This window comes from Micromonospora jinlongensis, assembly GCF_013410645.1.
GTDB lineage: Bacteria > Actinomycetota > Actinomycetes > Mycobacteriales > Micromonosporaceae > Micromonospora > Micromonospora zamorensis.
In genome coordinates this window covers 828128-848743 of record NZ_JACCHK010000001.1, presented here as the reverse complement: position 1 = coordinate 848743, position 20616 = coordinate 828128, and the positions used below count along the sequence as shown (strand labels likewise).

Below are 20616 nucleotides of genomic sequence, written 5' to 3'. Positions count from 1 at the left end.
GTGTGACATTAGCCGCCCGGAGGCCCCGTTCGTCACTGTCACACCACAGGTCGCACTCCGGGCGTGGTCACATACCGGTTGAGTGCGACATTCCGTCCGGCCCGAGGCTCGCCACGAAGCGCTGGCAGGTGTCGTACGCCGGCAGCAGGCCCCGCTCGCGGGCCTCGGCGAGGGTCGGCGCCGCGTCGTCGCGGGCGGACAGCAGTGGGACGTCGGCGGGCCACTCGATGCCCAGCTCCTCGTCCAGCGGGTGCACCGCGTGCTCACCGGTCGGGTTGTAGGTGGCTGAGCAGAGGTAGCTCAGCGTCGCGTCGTCGGTCAGGGCGCAGAAACCGTGCCCCAGCCCCTCGCTGAGGTAGACCGCCCGACGGTCGGTGTCGTCCAGCCGGACGCCCTCCCAGCGGCCGAAGGTCGGCGAACCCACCCGCAGGTCCACGATCACGTCGAGGACCGCGCCGCGCACACAGGTGACGTACTTGGCCTGCCCGGGCGGGACGTCGGCGAAGTGGATGCCGCGGACCACGCCACGCGCGGAGACCGACAGGTTGGCCTGGGCCAGCCGCATCGGGTGGCCCACCGCCTCGGCGAGCTTGTCGAAGCGGTACCACTCCATGAACATGCCGCGCGGGTCGCCGTGCTGCTGGGGGGTGATCTCCCAGGCGCCCTCGATGCTCAACTCGCGGATCTTCACCACGCCGCCCCGTGCTGGCCGTTCGGCTCGGCCAGCAGGCCGAGCAGGTAGTCGCCGTAACCACTCTTGGTCAACGGTGCGGCGAGCGCGCGCAGCTGGTCGTCGTCGATGAGGCCGGCCCGCCAGGCCACCTCCTCGATGCAACCGATCTTCAGGCCCTGCCGCTCCTCGACCACCCGCACGAACTCGGCTGCCTGCATCATCGAGGTGAACGTGCCCGTGTCCAGCCAGGCGGTGCCCCGATCCAGCACGGTCACCGACAGCTCGCCGGTCTCCCGGTACACCTCGTTGACCGCCGTGATCTCCAGCTCGCCGCGGGCGCTCGGGGTGAGCTTACGGGCGATGTCCACCACCCGGTTGTCGTAGAAGTACAGGCCGGGCACCGCGTACCGGGACTTCGGCCGGGCTGGCTTCTCCTCGATGGAGAGGACCCGGCCCGCGTCGTCGAAGTCGACCACGCCGTACTCCTGCGGGTTGGCCACCTGGTAGGCGAAGACCCGCCCGCCGACCAGGTCACCGTGCTCGGCGAGCTGCCGGCCCAGACCGACGCCGTGGAAGATGTTGTCGCCGAGGACCAGCGCCACCGACTCGTCGCCGATGAAGTCCGCACCGAGGATGAACGCCTGCGCGATGCCCTCCGGGCGTTCCTGGCTGACGTACTCCAGTCGCAGCCCGAACTGGCTGCCGTCGCCGAGCAGCCGACGGAACTGGTCCTGGTCGTCCGGCGTGGTGATCACCAGGATCTCCCGGACCCCGGACATCACCAGGGTGGAGAGCGGGTAATAGACCATCGGCTTGTCGAAGACCGGCATAAGCTGCTTCGAGACCGCCCGGGTGATCGGCCAGAGCCGGGATCCGGTGCCGCCAGCAAGTAGGATTCCACGCACCCGGAGAGCCTAGCCGCACAGATGCCGGGCGCGCCGGGGGGTCAGGCCTCACCCTCTGCGACGAACTTCGCGTACACTTCCCGACCCGTGAGGATCCTCGTCACCGGCGGAGCCGGATTCATCGGGTCGGAGTACGTTCGCCTGCTGCTGGGCAAGCCCCTCGGCAGTGCCGACGGCGTGCCGCCGCTCGAGCCGGCGGTCGTGACCGTGCTCGACAAGCTGACCTACTCGGGCAACATGGCCAACCTCGACCCCGTCCGCGACGACCCGCGGCTGCGGTTCGTCCAAGGCGACATCTGCGACCCCGTCGTGGTCGACAAGGTCGTCGCCGACCACGACGTCATCGTGCACTTCGCCGCCGAGTCACACGTCGACCGTTCCATCGAAGGCGCCGCCCCGTTCGTCACCACCAACGTGCTGGGCACCCAGACCCTGCTCGACGCCGCGCTGCGCCACCGCACCGGCCGCTTCGTGCACGTCTCCACCGACGAGGTCTACGGCTCCATCGACGAAGGCTCCTGGACCGAGACCTGGCCCCTCGCGCCGAACTCCCCCTACTCGGCGTCCAAGGCCGGCTCCGACCTGCTCGCCCTGGCCTACCACCGCACCCACGGCATGGACGTCGTCGTCACCCGCTGCTCCAACAACTACGGCCCCTACCAGTTCCCCGAGAAGGTCATCCCGCTGTTCGTCAGCAACCTGCTCGACGGCGGCACCGTCCCCCTCTACGGCGACGGCGGCAACATCCGCGACTGGCTGCACGTACACGACCACTGCCGCGGCATCGCCATGGTCCAGCAGAAGGGCCGCGCCGGCGAGGTCTACAACATCGGCGGCGGCACCGAACTGACCAACAAGGAACTCACCGGCCTGCTCCTGGACGCCTGCGGCGCCGGCTGGGACCGCGTCGTCCCGGTCACCGACCGCAAGGGCCACGACCGCCGCTACTCCCTCGACATCACCAAGATCAACCAGGAGCTCGGCTACACCCCCAGCATCACCCTCGACCAGGGCCTCGCCGACACCGTCGCCTGGTACCGCGACAACCGGGCCTGGTGGGAGCCGCTGAAGTCGGCACCGACCGCATGAGCCGCGTTCTCGTCACGGGCGCCGGCGGCATGCTCGGGCACGACCTGGTCGCCGTCCTCGCGGCCCGGCCCGACCTCAAGGTGACCGCCGCCACCCGCGCCGACCTGGACATCACCGACCCCGCCGCGGCCCGCAACGCGGTGACCGGCCACGACGTCGTGATCAACGCGGCGGCCTGGGCCAACGTCGACGGCGCCGAGACCAACGAGGCCGCGGCGACCGCCGTCAACGGCGAGGGCGTGGCCAACCTGGCCGCGGCGTGCGCCGCCGACGGAATCCGGTTGATCCAGGTCTCCACCGACTACGTCCTCGCGGGCAACGCGCACACCCCCTACCCGGAGGACGCGCCCACCGCGCCGGTCAACGCCTACGGACGCGGCAAGCTGGTCGGAGAAGAGGCCGTCGCGCGGCTGCTTCCCGACACCGGGTACGTCGTCCGCACCGCCTGGCTCTACGGCGCGCACGGCCCGAACTTCGTGGCCACCATGCTCCGGCTCGCCACCCAGCACGAACACCTCGACGTGGTCGACGACCAACACGGCCAGCCCACCTGGTCGTACGCGCTCGCCGAGCGGTTGGTCGCGCTCGCCGACGCGGCACTGGCCGGGCACGCGAAGCCGGGCATCTACCACGGCACCTGCGCCGGACAGACGACGTGGTACGGGCTGGCCCGCGCCGCGTTCGCGCTGGCCGGGCTGGATCCGGACCGGATCCGACCCACCACCAGCGACCGGTATCCGCGTCCCGCCACCCGGCCTGCGTACAGTGTGCTAGGGCACAGCCGCTGGGCGGCCGCGGGTCTGCCGCCGCTTCCCGACTGGCACAGCGCCCTGGTTGACGCGTTCCACTCCCCCGCTCCACCCGCCCCGTGGAAGGTCGCATGAAGCTCACCCTCGTCACCGGCCTGACCGGCCTGCTGCTCCTCGGCACCATCGTCGAGCTGCTGCGCCGCCGTCAGCTGCGCGAGAAGTACGGCATGCTCTGGCTCGCCGTGCTGATCATTGTGATTCCGCTGTCCCTGTTCCCCCGGCTGCTCGACAACGTCGCCGAACTCCTCGGCGTCGCCTCCGGTGTCAGCCTGGTGCTCTTCCTCGGCATCGTCTTCCTGCTGCTCGTGTGCGTGCACCTGAGCTGGGAGGTCAGCGCCCTGGAAGAAGAGACCCGCACCCTGGCCGAAGACTTCGCCCTGCTCCGCGCACAGATCGACGCGGACCGGGCAGCCCGAGACGAACTGGTGTCCACCGATGGTTAACGGCAAGCGCACCTTGATCATCATCCCGGCTCTCAACGAGTCGGGCTCCATCGCCGACGTCGTCGGCGAGGTCCGCGGTGAACTGCCCGGCGTCGACGTCCTCGTCGTCGACGACGGCTCCACCGACCGCACCGCGGCCGTCGCCGTGGCAGCCGGTGCCCGCGTCGCCAAACTGCCGTACAACCTCGGCGTCGGCGGTGCCATGCGCCTCGGCTACCGCTACGCCCGCGACAACGACTACGACGTCGCCATCCAGATCGACGCCGATGGTCAGCACGACCCGCGGTACGTCCCGAAGCTCGTCGACCTGCTCGACGACAACGACCTGGTCATCGGCGCCCGGTTCGCCGGCGAGGGCGACTACAACGTCCGCGGCCCCCGCCGCTGGGCGATGGTGATGCTCTCCGCCGTGCTGTCCAAGGTCGCCCGCACCAAACTCACCGACACCACCTCGGGCTTCCGGGCCGCCAACCGGCGGGTCATCGACATGTTCGCCACCTGGTACCCGGCCGAGTACCTCGGTGACACGGTGGAAACCCTGGTGCACACCGCCCGACGCGGATACCGCATCCAGCAGGTGCCCGTCGCCATGCGCAAGCGGATGGCCGGCACGCCCAGCCACTCCCCCGCCCGGGCGATGATCTACCTCGGTCGCGCATTCGCCGTCCTCACGCTGGCGCTCATCCGCCGGTGATCAGTCGCCTGCTACGCCTGATCCCGCCCGGCACCATCGCTGTTGGTGCCGGGCTGGGTCTTCTTGGCCTCGCCTCCTACGTCCACCTCGCCGTCGCCGGCCACAGCCTCAGCGGGGCCGACTACAACCGGCTGTCGGTGCTCTGGTCGATCGTGTTCACCCTCGGCATCGGCGTGTTCATGCCGATCGAGCAGGAGGTCGCCCGGGTCGTCGCCGCCCGGCACAGCCAGGGGCTCCCCCCCGGGCCGGTGCTGGCCCGGGGCGTCACCGTCGCCGCCGCGATGCTCGCCGTGCTGGTGCTGGCCGTCACCGCCGGCCGCCAACTCCTCGCCGACCATCTCTTCCACGGCGACGGCACCATGGTCACCGTGCTCGTCGGCGCGCTCGCCGCGATGGCCGTCGCGTACGCCACCCGCGGTGTCCTCTCCGGCCTGCAACTCTTTCCCTGGTACGGCACCCAACTCGGCATCGACGGCGGGCTGCGCATCGTCATGGTCGCCCTGCTCGGGCTGGCCGGCGTGACCTCCCCCATCTGGTACGGCGTCGTGCTCGTCGCCGCCCCGCTGGCCAGCGTCCTGCTCACCCTGCCGCCAGTGCTGCGCGCCATCGGCGGCGGCCCACCGGTCGCCTGGGCCGCCCTCCTGCGAGGCCTCGGGCTGCTCACCGCGTCCAGCCTGCTCTCCCAGGTCGTGGTGAACGTCGGCGTGATCAACCTGCAGTTGCTCGACCCCTCCGACACCGCGGCCGCCGGCGCGTTGCTCTCCGCCCTCGTGCTGGTCCGCATCCCGCTGTTCGTCTTCGGCTCGATGCAGGCCTCACTGCTGCCCGGCCTGGCCACCACCGCCACCACCGGCGACCAGGCCGGCTTCTACGGCCTGCTGCGCCGGGCGGTGGGCATCGTCACCGCGCTCGGCCTCACCGGGGCCGTCGGCGCCGTGCTGCTCGGCCCGTGGCTGGTCGGCGTGCTTTTCGACGCCCCCGGCGTCCTCGGCCACGGCGACTTCGCCTGGCTGGCCGCCGCCACGCTCGCCTACCTCTGGGCGATGGTGCTCGGCCAGGCCCTACTCGCCCTCGACCGGCACCGCGCGCAGGCCCTCGCCTGGACCGTCGGCGTCGCCGCCCTGATCATCGTGACGCTGCTCCCGGCCCCGGTGATCCTCCGGGTCGAGCTGGCCTACACCATCGGCTCCGTCATCGTGGCCGCCACCATGGCAGTGCTGCTGCGCGGCGGCGTCCGCCGACCCCCCGCCCGGCCCCTCACTGACGCCGTCACCCCCGCCGTATCCGGAGGCATCCGATGACCCGCCCACAGGTGACCGCGGTAATGCTCGCCTACGGCGCCGAGCCGTACCTGGTCGACGCCGCCCAAGCCATCCTGGCCAGCACCGACATCGACATCGACCTGGTCGTCGTCGACAACGGCTGCACCGGCGACGGCATCGACATCGTCAAGGGCTTCCCCCAGGTGCGGGTCGTCCGCCCCGAACAGAACACCGGCTACTCCGGCGGCTGCCGGGTCGGCGCCGCCGAGGCCACCGGAGACTGGCTCGCCTTCGTCAACTCCGACGCCATCGTCGCCCCGGACGCCCTCGCCAAGACCGTAGCCGTCGCCGCCGAACCGGGCGTCGGCGCCGCGATGGCCTCCATCCGGCTCGCGGACACCCCCGAGCTGATCAACACCTCCGGCAACCCGCTGCACTTCACCGGGCTGTCCTGGGCCGGCGGCAACGGCGAACCCGCCACCGCCCACGCCGTACGCACCAGCGTGCCCTCGCTCAGCGGCTGCTGCTTCGTGATCAGCCGCCAGCGGTGGCAGGAACTCGACGGCTTCGCCGCCGAATACTTCGCCTACCACGAAGACACCGAACTCAGCCTGCGGCTCTGGCAACGCGGCCTGCGGCTGGAGTACGTCCCCGACGCCGTCGTGCGCCACCACTACGAGTTCTCCCGCAACGACCTGAAGCTCTACCTGGTGGAACGCAACCGCCTGGTCACCCTGCTTACCGCGTACCAGACCCGGACGCTGGTGGTGCTCGCACCGATGCTGCTGGTCACCGAGGCCGCCATGCTCGCCGCCGCGCTGGCCGGCGGCTGGACCAAGCAGAAGACCCGCGGCTGGGGTTGGCTGTGGCGCAACCGATCCTGGGTCGGTGCCCGCCGCCGTCAACTCCAGAGCGAACGCACCGTGCCCGACGGAGTGATCGCCGAGCTGATGACCGCCCGGGTCGCCCCCTCCAACGTCGACTCGCCCCCCGGCATGGGCGTCTTCAACGCGGTCGCGGCCGGTTACTGGGCCCTCGCCCGGCCGCTGCTGCAGCGCCGCTGACCCGACCGGCACCGAAAAAGCGTCGGGGACCGCGGTGCGGTCCCCGACGCTTTGCTTACCCGATCACTTGTCGGCCTGCCCCGGCCGATCCTCCAGATCCGCGGAGCCCGCCGAGCTGGTCGGCTTCCCCGCCTCCCCGGTCGGCACGCTCGGCGTGTCCGGCAGGTCGCTCGCCGGCGGCGCCGCCTCCCCGTCCAGCAGCGCCGTCAGCGCGGCCCCGGTGATCCGCCGGAACGTCCGACCGACCCGCTGACGGTCCAGCACGGCCACCTCAAGCTGGTTCGCGGCGATCGTCCGAGCCGCCCCGCCCTCCCCACCGACGCTGCTCAGCGCCTGCACGGCGACCTGGACCGCCTCCGCGAGCGACATGTCCGGCCGATGGTGGGACTTCAGCACGCCGGTGATGGCCTCGGCCTGGCCACCCATCGCCATCCGCCCCGGCTCGTCGTTGACCGAGCCGTCATAGGTGAGCCGGTACAGCTCGTCGTCGGCGGCCGTGGCCCCGACCTCCGCCACGCAGATCTCCACCTCGAACGGCTTCGACTGCTCGGTGAAGATCGCGCCCAGGGTCTGCGCGAACGCGTTGGCCAGGGCCCGGCCGGTCACGTCCCGGCGGTCGTAGCTGAGCCCGTTCAGGTCGGCCATCCGCACGCCGGCCCGACGGAGGTTCTCGAACTCGTTGTAACGGCCGACCGCGGCAAAGCCGATCCGGTCGTAGATCTCGCTGACCTTGTGCAGGGCGCTGGAGAGGTTCTCCGCGACGAAGAGCACCCCGCCGGAGTAGCTCAGGACCACGGCGCTGCGCCCCCGGGCGATGCCCTTACGGGCCAGCTCGGAGCGGTCGCGCATGATCTGTTCGGGCGAGGCGTAGAACTGCATGGCCACGGCGGCGGTTCTCCTTACGGCGCTGTGCTGACGACTGCTGGCTGGTGGGGGTGGGCGGAGGGACTAGCCGCCCGGGTTCTCCATCCGGCCGGCGACCACGCCCTCGGCGATCGTCGCCGTCTCGGCGTCGGTGAGCCGGTAGGTGCCCTCGGCGGTCGCGGTCATCACCACCGGGTAGATCCGCCGGGTCAGGTCGGGCCCGCCCGTCGCGGTGTCGTCGTCGGCCGCGTCGTAGAGCGCCTCGACCGCGAGCCGGGTCGCGTCGGCGACGGAAATCCCGGCCCGGAACCGCTTCTTCAACGCGGACTTGGCGAACAGCGACCCAGACCCGATCGCGTCATAACCGGTCTCCTCGTACGGGCCACCCGTCACGTCGAAGCTGAAGATCCGACCGGCCCGCGCAGGGTCTGCGGCGGCCAGGTCGAAGCCGGCGAAGAGCGGCACCACGGCCAACCCCTGCATGGCTGCCCCCAGGTTGCCCCGGATCATCGAGGCCAACCGATTGGCCTTACCGTCCAACGAGAGCATCGCGCCCTCGATCTTCTCGTAGTGCTCCAGCTCCACCTGGAACAGTCGCATCAGCTCGATCCCGATGCCCGCGGTGCCCGCGATGCCGACCAGCGAATACGCGTCGGCCGGATGCACCTTCTCGATGTCGCGCTGGGCGATCAGGTTGCCCATGGTGGCCCGTCGGTCGCCCGCCATCACCACACCGTCGGCGGCCGCGATGGCCACGATGGTCGTCGCGTGCGGCGCCAGGTCGGCGGCCATGCCCGGCGGCAGCGGTCGCCGACCGGGCAGCATCTCGGGGGCCACCCGACTCAGAAACGTCGTGAAGGAGGACGTCCCCGCGTTGGTGAACACATCTGGTAGACGCCCGGATGGATCAAAGCCCGCTGCCACGTGGTTCCTCTCAGGTACGTGATCGCCCTGGCCAGCCTCATGGGACTGTCACGGAACTGGCCAAGACCACCGTTGCAGTTGAAGCAGAGTATCCCGCGCACCCATCCGGTGCGATGATCGTGGTCCAGATGTTGTGGGTCGGCACCGCCACAGATCGCGCAGACCCCGCCCTGCTCGGCCAGGAGCTCCTGAAACTCCTTCTCCCCCACGCCGTACCGCCGCCGCAGGTGGTACTCGCGGTTACCCCCGTACAGCCGCTCTTTGGTCTCTCTGGTCCTGGCGTTGTGGCAGGGCTTGCAGTAGGTGGCATAACCGGAGTTGTCCGCCCGGTTACGGGGGAAGGCATCGCACGGCTTGACCGCGTCGCAGGCCGAACAGAACTTGTGGCCCTCGGGCACGACGCGACCTTCGCGCACCTCACGGTCGAACTTCGCCTTCACCCGACGCGCATAGCTTGCCTTTGACCGCTCATTGAAGCAGGGCTTGCAGTAACTTCCCCGCCCATCCGGTCTCTTGGAACTCGCACAGAACTGATCGAGCGCCTTCCATTCGCTGCAATCTCGGCAGCGACGAAGTCCGTCACGATCATCCCCCGCCCTAGGCATGCCCGAATTAACCCTATATGCTCACTGACCTCCTTTTTGTACGTAGCCTCTCACGAACTCCTCTGCGTTTTCTTCGAGGACGGAGTCGATCTCGTCGAGGAGGTCGTCGACATCCTCGGTGATCTCGGCGTGCCGCTCCGCCACCTCGGGGTTGGCCTCGGTGGTGACGTCCTCGATTTCCTCGCCCTGACGGGACTTGCCGGACTGCGACTGGCCGCCGCTGTCATGAGTGGCCATTGCTGCCTCCTCCACGATCGTCTGCGATGAACTTACCTCGCGCGGGCGACGAAAAGCCCGCCGCGCGCCGGCTTGCGGCACACGACGGGCATCCGGACGCGTGTTCAGCCCCCGGTCAACGTCTCCAGCAGGTCCTTGGCGCTGGCGCAGCGGTCGAACAAAGCGCCGACGTGTGCGCGAGTGCCCCGCTCCGGCTCCATCATCGGGACCCGGACCAGCGACTCCCGGCCCACGTCGAAGATCACCGAGTCCCAGCTCGCGGCGACCACCTCGGAGGCGTACTGGGCCAGGCAGCGGCCACGGAAGTAGGCCCGGGTGTCCTCCGGCGGCTCGGTCATCGCGGTGCGGGTCTCGTCGTCGGTGAGCAGCGTCTTCATCGCCCCTCGGCTGACCAGGCGGTGGTAGAGCCCCTTCTCTGGCCGGACGTCGGAGTATTGAAGGTCGACCAGCTGGAGCTTGTGCGAGCCCCAACCGAGCTTCTCCCGCTCCCGGTAACCCTCCAGCAGCCGCAGCTTGGCCACCCAGTCCAACTCGTCGGCGCAGAGCATCGGATCCCGGCCCAGCCGGTCCAGGACGCTCTCCCAGCGGTCGAGCACGTCGACGGTCTGCTCGTCGGCATCGGTGCCGTACCGGTCGTCGACAAAGGACCGGACCCGCTCCAGGTAGGCCCACTGCAGGTCCAGTGCGGTGAGCCGGCGGCCGTCGCGCAGCCGCATGCGGTGCGTCAGGGTGGGGTCGTGGCTGACGGCGCGCAGCTCGCTGACCGGGTCGGCGATGCCGAGGTCGGCCCCGAGTGCCTTCTCCTCGATCATGGTGAGGATCAACGCGGTGGTGCCGACCTTGAGGTAGGTGGAGATCTCGGAGAGGTTGGCGTCGCCGATGATGACGTGCAGCCGGCGGTATTTGTCGGCGTCGGCGTGCGGCTCGTCGCGGGTGTTGATGATCGGGCGCTTGAGCGTGGTCTCCAGGCCCACCTCGACCTCGAAGAAGTCGGCACGCTGGGAGATCTGGAAGCCGCTCTGCCCGCCGTCCTGGCCGATGCCGACCCGGCCGGCGCCGCAGACGATCTGCCGGGTGACGAAGAACGGCGTCAGGTACGCCACGATGTCGGCGAACGGCGTCTGCCGGCGCATCAGATAGTTTTCGTGGGCGCCGTAGCTGGCGCCCTTGTTGTCGGTGTTGTTCTTGTAGAGGTGGATCGGCTGGGTGCCCGGGATGGTGGCGGCGCGGCGGGACGCCTCGGCCATCACCCGCTCGCCGGCCTTGTCCCAGCGCACGATGTCGCGGGGGGTGGTGACCTCCGGGGTGGAGTATTCGGGGTGGGCGTGGTCCACGTAGAGGCGTGCGCCGTTGGTGAGTATCACGTTGGCCAGGCCGAGGTCTTCGTCGGCCAGTGCCTCGGCCGGGTCGTAGGCCGCTCCGGAGTAGGTGAAGCCGCGGGCGTCGCGCAGCGGCGACTCTTCCTCGTAGTCCCAGCGGGCCCGCCCGCCCCGGTTGAGTTCCGGACGCGCCCCGTAGGCGTTGACCACCTGCGATGAGGTGACCATCGGGTTGGCTCCAGCTTGTCCCGGCACGGAGATGCCGTACTCGACCTCGGTGCCCATGATCCGACGTACCGACATGCGACCACTCGCTTCGCTCGCCCACGGAGCCGGCGTGCCCGCCGCTCACACCATCGAGACTAGTCTGCGCGATGGCGCATCGCGCGACCCTGTCGGCCGGCGCGGCGCGGCTAGCGGGGCGTAGTGGGTTTGAGCGGCACCAGGGTCAGGCCGTCGCGCAGGGTCGGGTCTGCCTTGAGCGCGCGGTCGATGGCCTGCTGGGCCTCCGGGTGGGCGACGATGAGGCGCAGCGGGCGGGGGACGCGGCGCAGGATCTCCGCGGTCCGTTCGGGTTCGTCGTAGATCCGGAAGTAGATCCCGGGTTCGGTCTGGCCGCTGGTGCCCTGCATCGCGGACAGGAAGATCGACTCCCGGTAGCCCTGGAGGCCCTGCTTGTCGACGACGAGGGTGACCGTGCCGGGGATCGCCGGGTAGTTGCGGTAGGCGATGGACGTGACCGACGCGGAGCGGGTGACGTCCCGGACATCCCGGCCGGCCCAGTCCTTCGCCCAGGTGCCGTTGCTGCCGGTGCGGTGGAAGTATCCGCCGGTCCAGCCGAGCAGGCCGGTGCCGGCGAGCACCGCCAGCGTCACCAGGGCGGCGGTGGCGACAGCGGGGAGGGCGCTGGTGATGGGGCGACGCCGCGGCTCGGAGTCGGTGCTCTGGGCGGGCACGGGCAGCAGTCGGGCGAGCGCGGCGGCGCCGATGATGAGGACGGCGATGACCAGGTGGGCGGTCTTGCCGAAGTAGTAGGCGGGTTGGGTGCCGTTGGCCAGGTTCACGGCGGCCATGCTGGCGGAGAAGAGAAGGGCTACGGCGAGGGTGACGAGGTAGCGCCGCCAGGTGGACTCGGCGAGGTTGGTGCGGACGAGGACGGCGGCGACGACGGCCGCGCCGAGCCCGAGCATGGTGTTGTAGGTCTCGACCGGCGGTGTGCCGCCGGGGGCCGCGAGCGCTTCGCTCTGGCCGGCGACGAGCAGGCCGAGCAGAGGGATCAGCGGGGCCAGCGCGGCGGTGGGCACGGCGATGGCGGCGACGGTGCCGGCGCGGGCACGGAGTCGGCGCCGGTCGGCGATGAGCCAGCAGAGCACCATGGCGCCGGTCGGGAAGAGGAAGAGGTAGTAGCTGAAGCCGATGCCGATCAGCAGCGCCCCGACCAGGATGAGTTGTTCGCGCAGCCGGTACAGGGGGCGGACGACGAGGGCGATGAGGAGCGCCGACAGGCTGAGGCCGAACGTCTCGCTGGGGTAGCCGGCGACGAGCAGGCGGGGCAGTTCGGTGCCGAGGACCAGGGCGGTGACGGCGATGATGAGGACCAGTCGGCGCAGCGGGTGCAGGGGGCCTGCGACGTGCTGGGCGGCCCAGATCAGCGCGAGCAGCAGCCCGGCGAAGGTGAGGAGGCACCAGAGCATGTAGTGGTCCATGAGGCGCGCGCCGGTGGGTGGGTCGCCGGCGCTGCGCAGGAAGCCGTCGAGCAGTGCGGTGGTGAAGTGCCAGCCCTGCGGGTAGTGGACGAGGCCGGAGAAGATGTGCTCGCGGGCGGTGTCGGGGTCGAGGAAGAGGTATCCGCCGACGCGGCCGATCACGTCGACCAGGGCGGGGTGGCGACCGTTGTCCTCGCCGACCATGGCGAGGTTGAGTCGCTGACCGAAGCTGCTGGCCCGCAGGTAGGGGGTGGCGAGGTAGCCGGCGGCGAGGGCCGCGGCGGCGAGGGAGACCAGGTCGGACCAGCTGGGGCGGGGCAGCCGGGGTGCGCGCCGGGAGAGCACGGCGGCCAGGGTCAGGACGGTGAGCGCCAGGCCGGTGACCGGCACCGGGTGCAGGCCCCATGGCCAGACGGTGAACAGCAGCCCGACGGCGCAGGTGAGGCCGGCGAGCAGGGCGAAGGCGAGGACCACCCGGTCGAGCAGGCTCCGGCCGGACCGCAGCAGGCTGGCGGTGCCGAGCAGGACCACCGGGGGGAGCAGCCACGCGGCGTGTACGGCGTTCGCGGCGAGGGGCACGAGCCAGCAGGCGAGCAGGAGGCCCAGCAGCAGGCTGGTCCTGGGACGCCTGGTGGCCGTCGGTGTGGCTACCGGCTCGTGAGCTTCGGTGCTGCTTAGCACGGCTGGCATTTCCACGGTGGCGTCGGCACGCACGAAGGTCCTCGTTCGGGTAAGTCGGCGAAGTCGCCGCAGTCTAGCCGGAACGCGGAGGACCGTAGGCCCCGCCGGTATTTGGCGTGGCGCAGCACGCGCTCGGACGCGCGCAGCGGCGGCACCGGAGGAGATCCGGTGCCGCCGCTGGACGGTCAGAGGTATTGACCGGTGTTGCTGGCGGTCTCGATGGACCGACCGGCCTCGGCGCCCTTGCCGCCGGAGACGAGCGTGCGGATGTAGACGATCCGCTCGCCCTTCTTGCCGGAGATGCGGGCCCAGTCGTCGGGGTTGGTGGTGTTGGGGAGGTCCTCGTTCTCGCGGAACTCGTCGACGCAGGCGTCGAGCAGGTGCTGCAGGCGCAGCCCCTTGCGGCCGGAGGTGAGGAACTCCTTGATGGCCATCTTCTTGCTCCGGTCGACGATGTTCTGGATCATCGCGCCGGAGTTGAAGTCCTTGAAGTAGAGGACTTCCTTGTCACCGTTGGCGTAGGTGACCTCGAGGAAGCGGTTCTCCTCGGTTTCGGAGTACATCCGCAGCACCACGGCGTCGATCATGGCCGCCACGGTGGCCTGGGCGTCGGCCCCGTGCTCGGCCAGGTCGTCCGGGTGCAGGGGCAGCCCGGAGAGGATGTACTTGGAGAAGATGTCCTTGGCCGCTTCGGCGTCCGGTCGCTCGATCTTGATTTTCACGTCGAGCCGACCGGGGCGCAGGATCGCCGGGTCGATCATGTCTTCCCGGTTGGAGGCGCCGATGACGATGACGTTCTCCAGGCCCTCCACGCCGTCGATCTCGCTGAGCAGCTGCGGGACGATGGTGTTCTCCACGTCGGAGGAGACACCGGAGCCGCGGGTCCGGAAGATCGAGTCCATCTCGTCGAAGAACACGATCACCGGCGTGCCCTCGCCGGCCTTCTCCCGTGCCCGCTGGAAAATCAGCCGGATGTGCCGCTCGGTCTCGCCGACGTACTTGTTGAGCAGCTCGGGGCCCTTGATGTTGAGGAAGAAGCTGGTGTGCTTCTCCTTGCCCTGCCGTTCGGCGATCTTCTTGGCCAGCGAGTTGGCCACCGCCTTGGCGATGAGCGTCTTGCCACAGCCGGGCGGGCCGTAGAGCAGGATGCCCTTGGGCGGGCGGAGCTGGTGCTCACGGAACAGGTCCGCGTGCAGGAAGGGAAGCTCCACCGCGTCGCGGATCTGCTCGATCTGCGACTGAAGGCCACCGATGTCGCCGTAGTCGACGTCGGGCACCTCCTCCAGGACCAGCTCCTCGACCTCGCTCTTCGGGATCCGCTCGTACGCGTAGGCCGAGCGGGGCTCGATCATGAGCGAGTCGCCGGCCCGGATCGCCGAGCCGATGAGCGTCTCGGCGAGGTGCACGATGCGCTCCTCGTCCGAGTGGGAGACCACCAGCGCCCGGTCACCCGGCCCGCCACCTGGCCCCTCCAGGATCTCCTTGAGCATCACCACCTCGCCGACCCGCTCGTAGCCGAACGCGTCGACGATGTTGAGCGCGTCGTTGAGCAGGACCTCCTGACCACGGCGCAGGTCACCCACCTCGAGGGAGGGCGAGACCGCGACCCGTAGCTTGCGGCCGCCGGTGAAGACATCCACCGTGCCATCGTCGTGCTTGGCCAGGAAGACACCGTAGCCACTCGGCGGTTGCGCGAGCCGGTCGATCTCCTCCTTGAGCGTCACGATCTGCGTGCGAGCTTCCTTGAGGGTGCTCACCAGCCGGTCGTTGTTCTCGGTCAGCCGCGCCAACTGTGCCTGGGTGGCCGCCAGCCGCTCTTCGAGCTGCCGGACGTGTCGGGGGCTTTCGGTCAACTTGCGCCGCACCAGAGCGAGTTCCTCCTGAAGGAACGCGACCTGCGTGGAGAGATCGTGGGCTTCCTTCTCCCACCGTGCGGCGCGCGAGTCCGCGTCGTCGCTGCGTGCTGCCACGTCCCACCTCCCCGGGGGGCTTGAACGTTCTGCCCTAACACTAGCCGCTATGAGGCCGATTCGGTCCCACGCAACACCCTCGTCACCGAACCTTGATCGCCAAGGGTGGCCTGACGGGCCGTTACCGGCGTTCGGGTACCGTCGAAGCGTAGGACGGGAGAACATGGGGGGTGCACCGTGGCCGAGGTCGCGACCGATCAGCTGCAGGTCTGGGTGGACCAGGATCTCTGCACGGGCGACGGGCTCTGCGTGCAGTACGCGCCAGAGGTCTTCGAGTTCGACATCGACGGTCTCGCCTACGTCAAGGGCACCGACGGTGAGCTGCGGATGGCGCCGGGCAGCCGCGTCGACGTGCCGGAGCACCTGCGACTCGAGGTGATCGACTCCGCGAAGGAATGCCCGGGCGACTGCATCCACGTGGTGCGCGGCGACGGTGTCGAGGTCGCCGGCCCGGACGCCGAGGACTGAGCGACCCACCGGCCGGGCCGCGCGGCCCGGCCGGCCCCGAAAGGGGTACGCCTCAGAGCATCGGACGACCGACGACCGAGGCGACCAGCCGCGCGAACTCCTCCAGCCGGGCGATCTGACCCGCCCCGCCGTCGTCGAGGGTCTTGCCGAAGCGCAACGCGTCGTGCCGTGGCGTGCCGGCCATCTCCTCGGTCGGCGGTGCCTCGTCCAGTGAGGTCAGCAGCAGGTAGACGTCGATGCTGTCGACCCGGATCTCGCCGCTCTCGGACCTGTTGAGCCGCCGCCGGCAGCCGACCTCGGTGACGGTCGAGACCGGCACCACCCGCAGCGACGAGGTCATCGAGCCCGGGGGGCCCTCCTCCGGCGGCACGTCCTCCCCGTGCCAGAGGATCAGGCGGCTGCCGTCGCAGACGACGACCTCCTGCCAGACGCCGTTGACCTCGTTGACGAAGCGTTCCAGGGTGAAGCCGAGCACCGACGCGCCGCGCAGCACGCCGCCGAGTGCCTCCAGGGCGACGTCCGGGTCGCGCAGGTAGGCCCGTGCCGCCGACTCCAGATCCTGGTACGGCGACCAGTCGGGAAAGACCGCGGGAAGGTCACCGCCGCCGTAGCCCGGTCGGCTCATGCCGGCCCCTCCCCCTGCTCGGCGGTGCCCACGCCCAGCTCGATGGTCACGGCCTGTCCATCTCCCCCGTACCGTCGGGCTGCGCACCGGCCGCCTGGGCGGCGGCGGCCTGTCGGGCCGCCTCCGCCTCGCGCAGGTCCTGGCGGCGCTGCGCGTACGCCTCGGTGCCCTTGCTGGGCTTGCGCCGACGCGGCGGCGCGGTCACCCCCGGGGCGAGCTTGCGCGCGGACACCAGGAACGCGGTGTGTGCGATCATCCGGTGGTCCGGGCGGACGGCGAGGCCCTCGGCGTGCCAGTCGCGCACCAGGGACTCCCAGGCGCGCGGCTCAGTCCAGCCGCCGCGCTCGCGCAGCGCCTCCACCAGCTCGGAGAGCTGCGGCGTGGTGGCGACGTAGCCGATGAACACCCCGCCGGGCACCAGCGCCCGCTCGACCATGTCGAGGGTCTCCCAGGGGGTCAGCATGTCCAGGATGATCCGGTCGAAGCCGGTCTCCTGACACTGCGCGACGTCGCCGACGTGCAGATTCCACGACGGGTGCGGCCCGTTGAAGAACGCCTCGACGTTGCGCTTGGCGATCTGGGCGAAGTCGTCGCGCAGCTCGAACGAGTGCAGCTCACCCTCGGTGCCGACGGCGCGCAGCAGGGAGCAGCTCAGCGCGCCGGAGCCGGCGCCGGCCTCGAGGACCTTCGCGCCGGGGAAGATGTCACCCATCGCGACGATCTGCGCCGAGTCCTTCGGGTAGATGACCTGCGCGCCGCGCGGCATGGACAGCACGTAGTCCGACAGGAGTGGCCGCAGGGCCAGGAACGCGGTGCCGCCACCGGCGGTGGTCACCACACTGCCGTCGGGGAGCCCGATCAGCGTGTCGTGCGCCAGGATGCCGCGGTGGGTGTGGAACTCCTTGCCCGGCTCCAGCGTCACGGTGTGCATCCGCCCCTTGGGGTCGGTCAACTGGACCCGGTCGCCGGGCCGGAACGGCCCTCGGTGCACGGGTGTCAGCGCCGGGGTGGCGGGGACGGTGGAGGGAGTTGCGGTCACGGTGTCATCTTCCGGTTGGGTTCGAGGAGCTGTGCCAGGTCCGCGATGTGCAGAATGCCGACGACATCTTCGCCTGACGTCACCACGTACTGCGCGCCCGGGTGGGTCTGTACGGCCTCCATCACCCGCTCGCCGTCCCACCCGAGGGCGAGCGTGGCAAGTGTGCCCAGGGACCGGGCCACGGCGTCCACCGCCAGCCACGGCCGGCGCTCGACGGGCACCGCCTCGGCTGCGGCCGGGTCGACCAGCCCCACCGGCCGGCCGGTGGAGTCGGTGACCAGCAGGGCGGCGCCGGGTTGAGCGGCGTCGGCGCGTCGGCGCTGCGCCTCGGCCAGGGGCGTGCCGGTGGTCACCGGCCAGACCGGGCGGGCCAGCCGGGCCAGGTCGATCAGCGGGAACCGGCGGCTGACCCGGGCGGCCCGGATCGACTGCCCGGCGCCGCGCCAGAGGGTGACGGCGACCAGCAGCATCAGCGGCAGCGCCAGCGGCGCCAGGCGGTCGGTGACGGTGAGCAGCAGGACCACGACCGTGGTGCCGACGGCGACGACGCGGCCGGCCCAGCCGGCGACCTCGGTGCCGAGGTGCCGATCCCGGGTCAGGCCCCACACCGCGGCGCGCAGCGCCCGGCCACCGTCGAGCGGCAGCCCGGGCAGGCTGTTGAACAGCGCGACGATGACGTTGCTGACCGCGAGCTGGAAGGCGAGCTGGTGGGCCACGGTCCCCTGGGGCAGGGCGAGCGTGGCGGCGACCGCGAGGACGCCGAGCACCGCGGACACCGCCGGGCCGGCCAGGGACACCAGCAGGTCGACGCGGGGCGACGGGGCGTCCCGGTCCATCTCGGTGTAGCCGCCGAGCAGTTCCAGGGTGATTCCGCGCACACCGATGCCGTACCGCCGGGCGGTGAGGGCGTGACCCAGCTCGTGCAGCAGCACCGACCCGAGCAGTGACACCACGAAGCCGAAGCCGATCAGATAGCCGCTGATCTGCGGCAGGTCCAGCTGCCGGCGGGCGAACTCGGCGTACAGCACGGCGATGAGCACCGCGAACAGGACCATGGAGACGTTGAGGTGCAGCGGCACCCCGAACACCCGGCCGACGTTCAGGCCGGGGCGCCGGTCGGGTCGGCGCGGCGGCCGGGATGTCTGCTCCATCGCCACGATGCTACGGACCGTCGCTGTGTGGGGCGGGCGGCGGTCGGTGTCACACCGGTGCCCTAACCTTTGCCGACATGACGGCGGAACCGGTCACCACTCCCCAACCTTCCACCGCGGCGCAGGCGCCGCCGACGGTGCGGGCCTCGCTGTCGCCGTCGCGTGCGGCGGATTTCAAGACCTGCCCGCTGCTCTACCGGTTCCGCAGCATCGACCGGCTGCCCGAGCGCACCACCATGGAACAGGCCCGGGGCACGCTGGTGCACGCGGTGCTGGAGCGCCTGTTCGACCTGCCCGCGCAGGGCCGCACACCGGCGGCCGCCGGCGATCTGGTGGCCCCACAGTGGGACCGGCTGGTCACCGAGCAGCCGGAGCTGGCCGGGGTGTTCGACGGCGCGGAGCCGGCCGACCCGGTGGAGTTCCTCCGTTCGGCCGCCGGGCTGCTGGAGGGCTACTTCGCCGTGGAGGACCCGACCCGGTTGGAGCCGGCCGAGCGGGAGAGCCTGATCTCGGCGGTGGTCGACGACGAGTTGCTGATCAGGGGTTACCTCGACCGGCTCGACGTCGCCCCGGACGGGGCGCTGCGGGTCGTCGACTACAAGACCGGCGGCGCTCCACGGGAGGCGTTCGAGGCGCGGGCGCTGTTCCAGCTCAAGTTCTACGCCCTGGTGCTGTGGCGCACCCGGGGGGTGGTGCCCCGGGTGCTGCGGCTGCTCTACCTGCGCGACGCCGAGGTGTTGGACTACACGCCGGACGCCGACGAGCTGGTCCGTTTCGAGCGCACGGTGGTGGCGCTGTGGCGGGCCATCGAGCAGGCCACCGCCCGGCAGGATTTCCGGCCCCGACCGAGCAAGCTGTGCGACTGGTGCAGCCACCAGGCGATCTGCCCCACCTTCGGTGGCACTCCGCCGCCGTTCCCGGTCGCGGCGGCGAGCGCCGACCCGCTGCGCGACTCCCGGTCGGTTCCGGTGGCGCCGGGCGCCGACGAGTGACGGCCGCCCCCGCGTCGCGGTGAGGTCGGTCCGGCTCCGTCGACGCTGATCGCCTCCTCGGGTCTCTGGGCGAGCCGCGCCGACCCGGCGGACCCGACCGCAGCGGTGCCGCTGCGGTCGGGACAGGGTGACCGGCCGGCCTCTACGGTGATCCGCGACGCACCCGCCGACGTACGCGAGGATGACCGGGTGCGGCAGGCCGGACAGGAGGCGAGATGACCGATCGGGCGACCCCGGGACGGCCGGTGCGGATCCTGCTCGCCGACGACCAGCCGCTGCTGCGTACCGGGTTCCGGATGGTGCTGGGCGCCGAGGGTGACCTGCACGTGGTGGCGGAGGCCGGTGACGGCGTGGAGGCGGTGGAGCTGTCCCGCCGGCTGCTGCCCGACGTCGTTCTGATGGACATCCGGATGCCCCGGATGGACGGGGTGGCCGCGACCCGGGCGATCGTCGACGCCCGACTGCCGGTGCGGGTGCTGGTGCTGACCACCTTCGACCTGGACGAGTACGTGGTGGGCGCGTTGCGCGCGGGCGCCAGCGGATTCCTGGCCAAGGACGTGCCCGCCGAGGAGTTGATCGCGGCGATCCGCACGGTCGCCGGTGGGGACGCGGTGGTGGCTCCCCGCATCCTGCGGCGACTGCTGGACCGGTTCGCCGAGCTGCTGCCCGACCCGGCGGCGACGCCGTCGGCAGCGCTCGACGCGCTCACCGACCGGGAACGCGAGGTGCTGGTGCAGGTCGCCCGGGGGCTGTCCAACGCCGAGATCGCGGCGGTGCTGTCGGTCAGCGAAACAACCATCAAGACCCACGTCGGGCATGTGCTGACCAAGCTGCGGCTGCGCGACCGGGTGCAGGCCGTCGTGCTGGCGTACGAGTCGGGGTTGGTCCGACCCAGGGCGTAGCCGCCGCCGGCCCGACTACCTCACCCGGCGTACTCGAAGATCCCACCGTGGGGGGACGGCCGCCGTTGCCTCCGTCACCTACCGTGACCGGAGACGGCCCGGCGCGGTTGACCCTCCTGTGACGTGAGGGGACACAGTCGGAGCCGGCGGGGGGTTCGCCGGTGGGAAACACGCTCGACCGGTCGTCAGGTCAG

General features: G+C 70.8%; 21 protein-coding genes. 9 read left to right on the top strand and 12 right to left on the bottom strand.

Annotated elements, in window-relative coordinates:
* Positions 1–67 precede the first annotated feature (67 nt).
* Together rfbC and rfbA are read right to left on the bottom strand one after the other, a co-directional pair.
* Positions 68–691: a dTDP-4-dehydrorhamnose 3,5-epimerase gene (gene rfbC, locus HNR22_RS03335; protein ID WP_179783377.1), complete on the bottom strand. Its 624-nt coding sequence runs from the start codon at positions 689–691 to the stop codon at positions 68–70.
* On the bottom strand, positions 688–1578 hold the full coding sequence (gene rfbA / locus HNR22_RS03330) for a glucose-1-phosphate thymidylyltransferase RfbA (RefSeq protein ID WP_179779018.1): 891 nt from the start codon (positions 1576–1578) through the stop codon (positions 688–690). The genes rfbC and rfbA overlap by 4 nt, the downstream gene beginning before the upstream one ends.
* Before the next feature lie 87 nt (positions 1579–1665).
* Here rfbA and rfbB point away from each other — a divergent pair, with 87 nt between their 5' ends.
* From rfbB to HNR22_RS03300, 6 genes are read left to right on the top strand one after another with little or no spacing between them, the layout of a single operon-like run.
* Entirely contained in the window at positions 1666–2667 is a 1002-nt protein-coding gene (gene rfbB, locus HNR22_RS03325; protein ID WP_179779017.1) for a dTDP-glucose 4,6-dehydratase, read from the top strand.
* The gene (rfbD, locus tag HNR22_RS03320; protein ID WP_179779016.1) at positions 2664–3551 is read left to right on the top strand and encodes a dTDP-4-dehydrorhamnose reductase; all 888 of its coding nucleotides are present in this window, start codon (positions 2664–2666) and stop codon (positions 3549–3551) included. Before rfbB ends, rfbD begins: the two co-directional genes overlap by 4 nt.
* Positions 3548–3919 (top strand): DUF2304 domain-containing protein, encoded by a 372-nt coding sequence (locus HNR22_RS03315; protein ID WP_139584287.1) that lies wholly within the window; start codon positions 3548–3550, stop codon positions 3917–3919. The genes rfbD and HNR22_RS03315 overlap by 4 nt, the downstream gene beginning before the upstream one ends.
* Positions 3912–4613, top strand: a complete 702-nt coding sequence (locus HNR22_RS03310; RefSeq protein ID WP_179779015.1) for a glycosyltransferase family 2 protein — start codon at positions 3912–3914, stop codon at positions 4611–4613. The genes HNR22_RS03315 and HNR22_RS03310 overlap by 8 nt, the downstream gene beginning before the upstream one ends.
* A complete protein-coding gene (locus HNR22_RS03305; protein ID WP_343059660.1) occupies positions 4610–5914 on the top strand; it encodes a lipopolysaccharide biosynthesis protein in 1305 nt (434 codons plus the stop codon). Before HNR22_RS03310 ends, HNR22_RS03305 begins: the two co-directional genes overlap by 4 nt.
* On the top strand, positions 5911–6939 hold the full coding sequence (locus tag HNR22_RS03300) for a glycosyltransferase family 2 protein (RefSeq protein ID WP_179779014.1): 1029 nt from the start codon (positions 5911–5913) through the stop codon (positions 6937–6939). The genes HNR22_RS03305 and HNR22_RS03300 overlap by 4 nt, the downstream gene beginning before the upstream one ends.
* 63 nt (positions 6940–7002) lie before the next feature.
* Here HNR22_RS03300 and prcA read toward each other — a convergent pair whose 3' ends face one another.
* The 7 genes from prcA to arc all read right to left on the bottom strand — a co-directional run bounded on the left by prcA (position 7003) and on the right by arc (position 15245).
* Complete coding sequence (gene prcA / locus HNR22_RS03295) at positions 7003–7824, bottom strand: proteasome subunit alpha (protein WP_179779013.1); 822 nt, start codon at positions 7822–7824, stop codon at positions 7003–7005.
* A 63-nt stretch (positions 7825–7887) separates the two neighbouring features.
* The gene (gene prcB / locus HNR22_RS03290; RefSeq protein WP_030491075.1) at positions 7888–8727 is read right to left on the bottom strand and encodes a proteasome subunit beta; all 840 of its coding nucleotides are present in this window, start codon (positions 8725–8727) and stop codon (positions 7888–7890) included.
* Positions 8646–9167 (bottom strand): endonuclease VII domain-containing protein, encoded by a 522-nt coding sequence (locus tag HNR22_RS03285; protein ID WP_343059659.1) that lies wholly within the window; start codon positions 9165–9167, stop codon positions 8646–8648. The genes prcB and HNR22_RS03285 overlap by 82 nt, the downstream gene beginning before the upstream one ends.
* Before the next feature lie 186 nt (positions 9168–9353).
* Positions 9354–9569, bottom strand: a complete 216-nt coding sequence (locus tag HNR22_RS03280; protein ID WP_030332902.1) for a ubiquitin-like protein Pup — start codon at positions 9567–9569, stop codon at positions 9354–9356.
* A gap of 104 nt (positions 9570–9673) precedes the next feature.
* Positions 9674–11191 carry a depupylase/deamidase Dop gene (gene dop / locus HNR22_RS03275; RefSeq protein WP_343059658.1) on the bottom strand — a complete coding sequence of 506 codons (1518 nt, stop codon included), beginning with the start codon at positions 11189–11191 and terminating at the stop codon, positions 9674–9676.
* Positions 11192–11301: 110 nt separating this feature from the next.
* Positions 11302–13284, bottom strand: coding sequence for a hypothetical protein (locus tag HNR22_RS03270; RefSeq protein ID WP_179779011.1), 1983 nt, complete (start codon positions 13282–13284; stop codon positions 11302–11304).
* A gap of 176 nt (positions 13285–13460) precedes the next feature.
* Entirely contained in the window at positions 13461–15245 is a 1785-nt protein-coding gene (gene arc, locus HNR22_RS03265; protein ID WP_099853355.1) for a proteasome ATPase, read from the bottom strand.
* 177 nt (positions 15246–15422) lie between these two features.
* On the opposite strand from arc, the gene HNR22_RS03260 reads away from it, so the two are divergent.
* The gene (locus tag HNR22_RS03260) at positions 15423–15713 is read left to right on the top strand and encodes a ferredoxin (RefSeq protein ID WP_088948108.1); all 291 of its coding nucleotides are present in this window, start codon (positions 15423–15425) and stop codon (positions 15711–15713) included.
* A gap of 52 nt (positions 15714–15765) precedes the next feature.
* Here the strand turns inward: HNR22_RS03260 and HNR22_RS03255 are convergent, their stop codons facing one another.
* From HNR22_RS03255 to HNR22_RS03245, 3 genes are read right to left on the bottom strand one after another with little or no spacing between them, the layout of a single operon-like run.
* Positions 15766–16338 (bottom strand): hypothetical protein, encoded by a 573-nt coding sequence (locus HNR22_RS03255; protein ID WP_179779010.1) that lies wholly within the window; start codon positions 16336–16338, stop codon positions 15766–15768.
* A 46-nt stretch (positions 16339–16384) separates the two neighbouring features.
* A complete protein-coding gene (locus HNR22_RS03250; protein ID WP_179779009.1) occupies positions 16385–17377 on the bottom strand; it encodes a tRNA (adenine-N1)-methyltransferase in 993 nt (330 codons plus the stop codon).
* On the bottom strand, positions 17374–18528 hold the full coding sequence (locus HNR22_RS03245; protein ID WP_179779008.1) for a site-2 protease family protein: 1155 nt from the start codon (positions 18526–18528) through the stop codon (positions 17374–17376). The genes HNR22_RS03250 and HNR22_RS03245 overlap by 4 nt, the downstream gene beginning before the upstream one ends.
* A 77-nt stretch (positions 18529–18605) precedes the next feature.
* Between HNR22_RS03245 and HNR22_RS03240 the strand changes: the two genes are divergently transcribed.
* Both HNR22_RS03240 and HNR22_RS03235 read left to right on the top strand, forming a co-directional pair.
* Positions 18606–19520, top strand: coding sequence for a RecB family exonuclease (locus tag HNR22_RS03240; RefSeq protein WP_179779007.1), 915 nt, complete (start codon positions 18606–18608; stop codon positions 19518–19520).
* 215 nt (positions 19521–19735) lie between these two features.
* Positions 19736–20422: a response regulator gene (locus tag HNR22_RS03235; RefSeq protein WP_179779006.1), complete on the top strand. Its 687-nt coding sequence runs from the start codon at positions 19736–19738 to the stop codon at positions 20420–20422.
* Positions 20423–20616 lie beyond the last annotated feature (194 nt).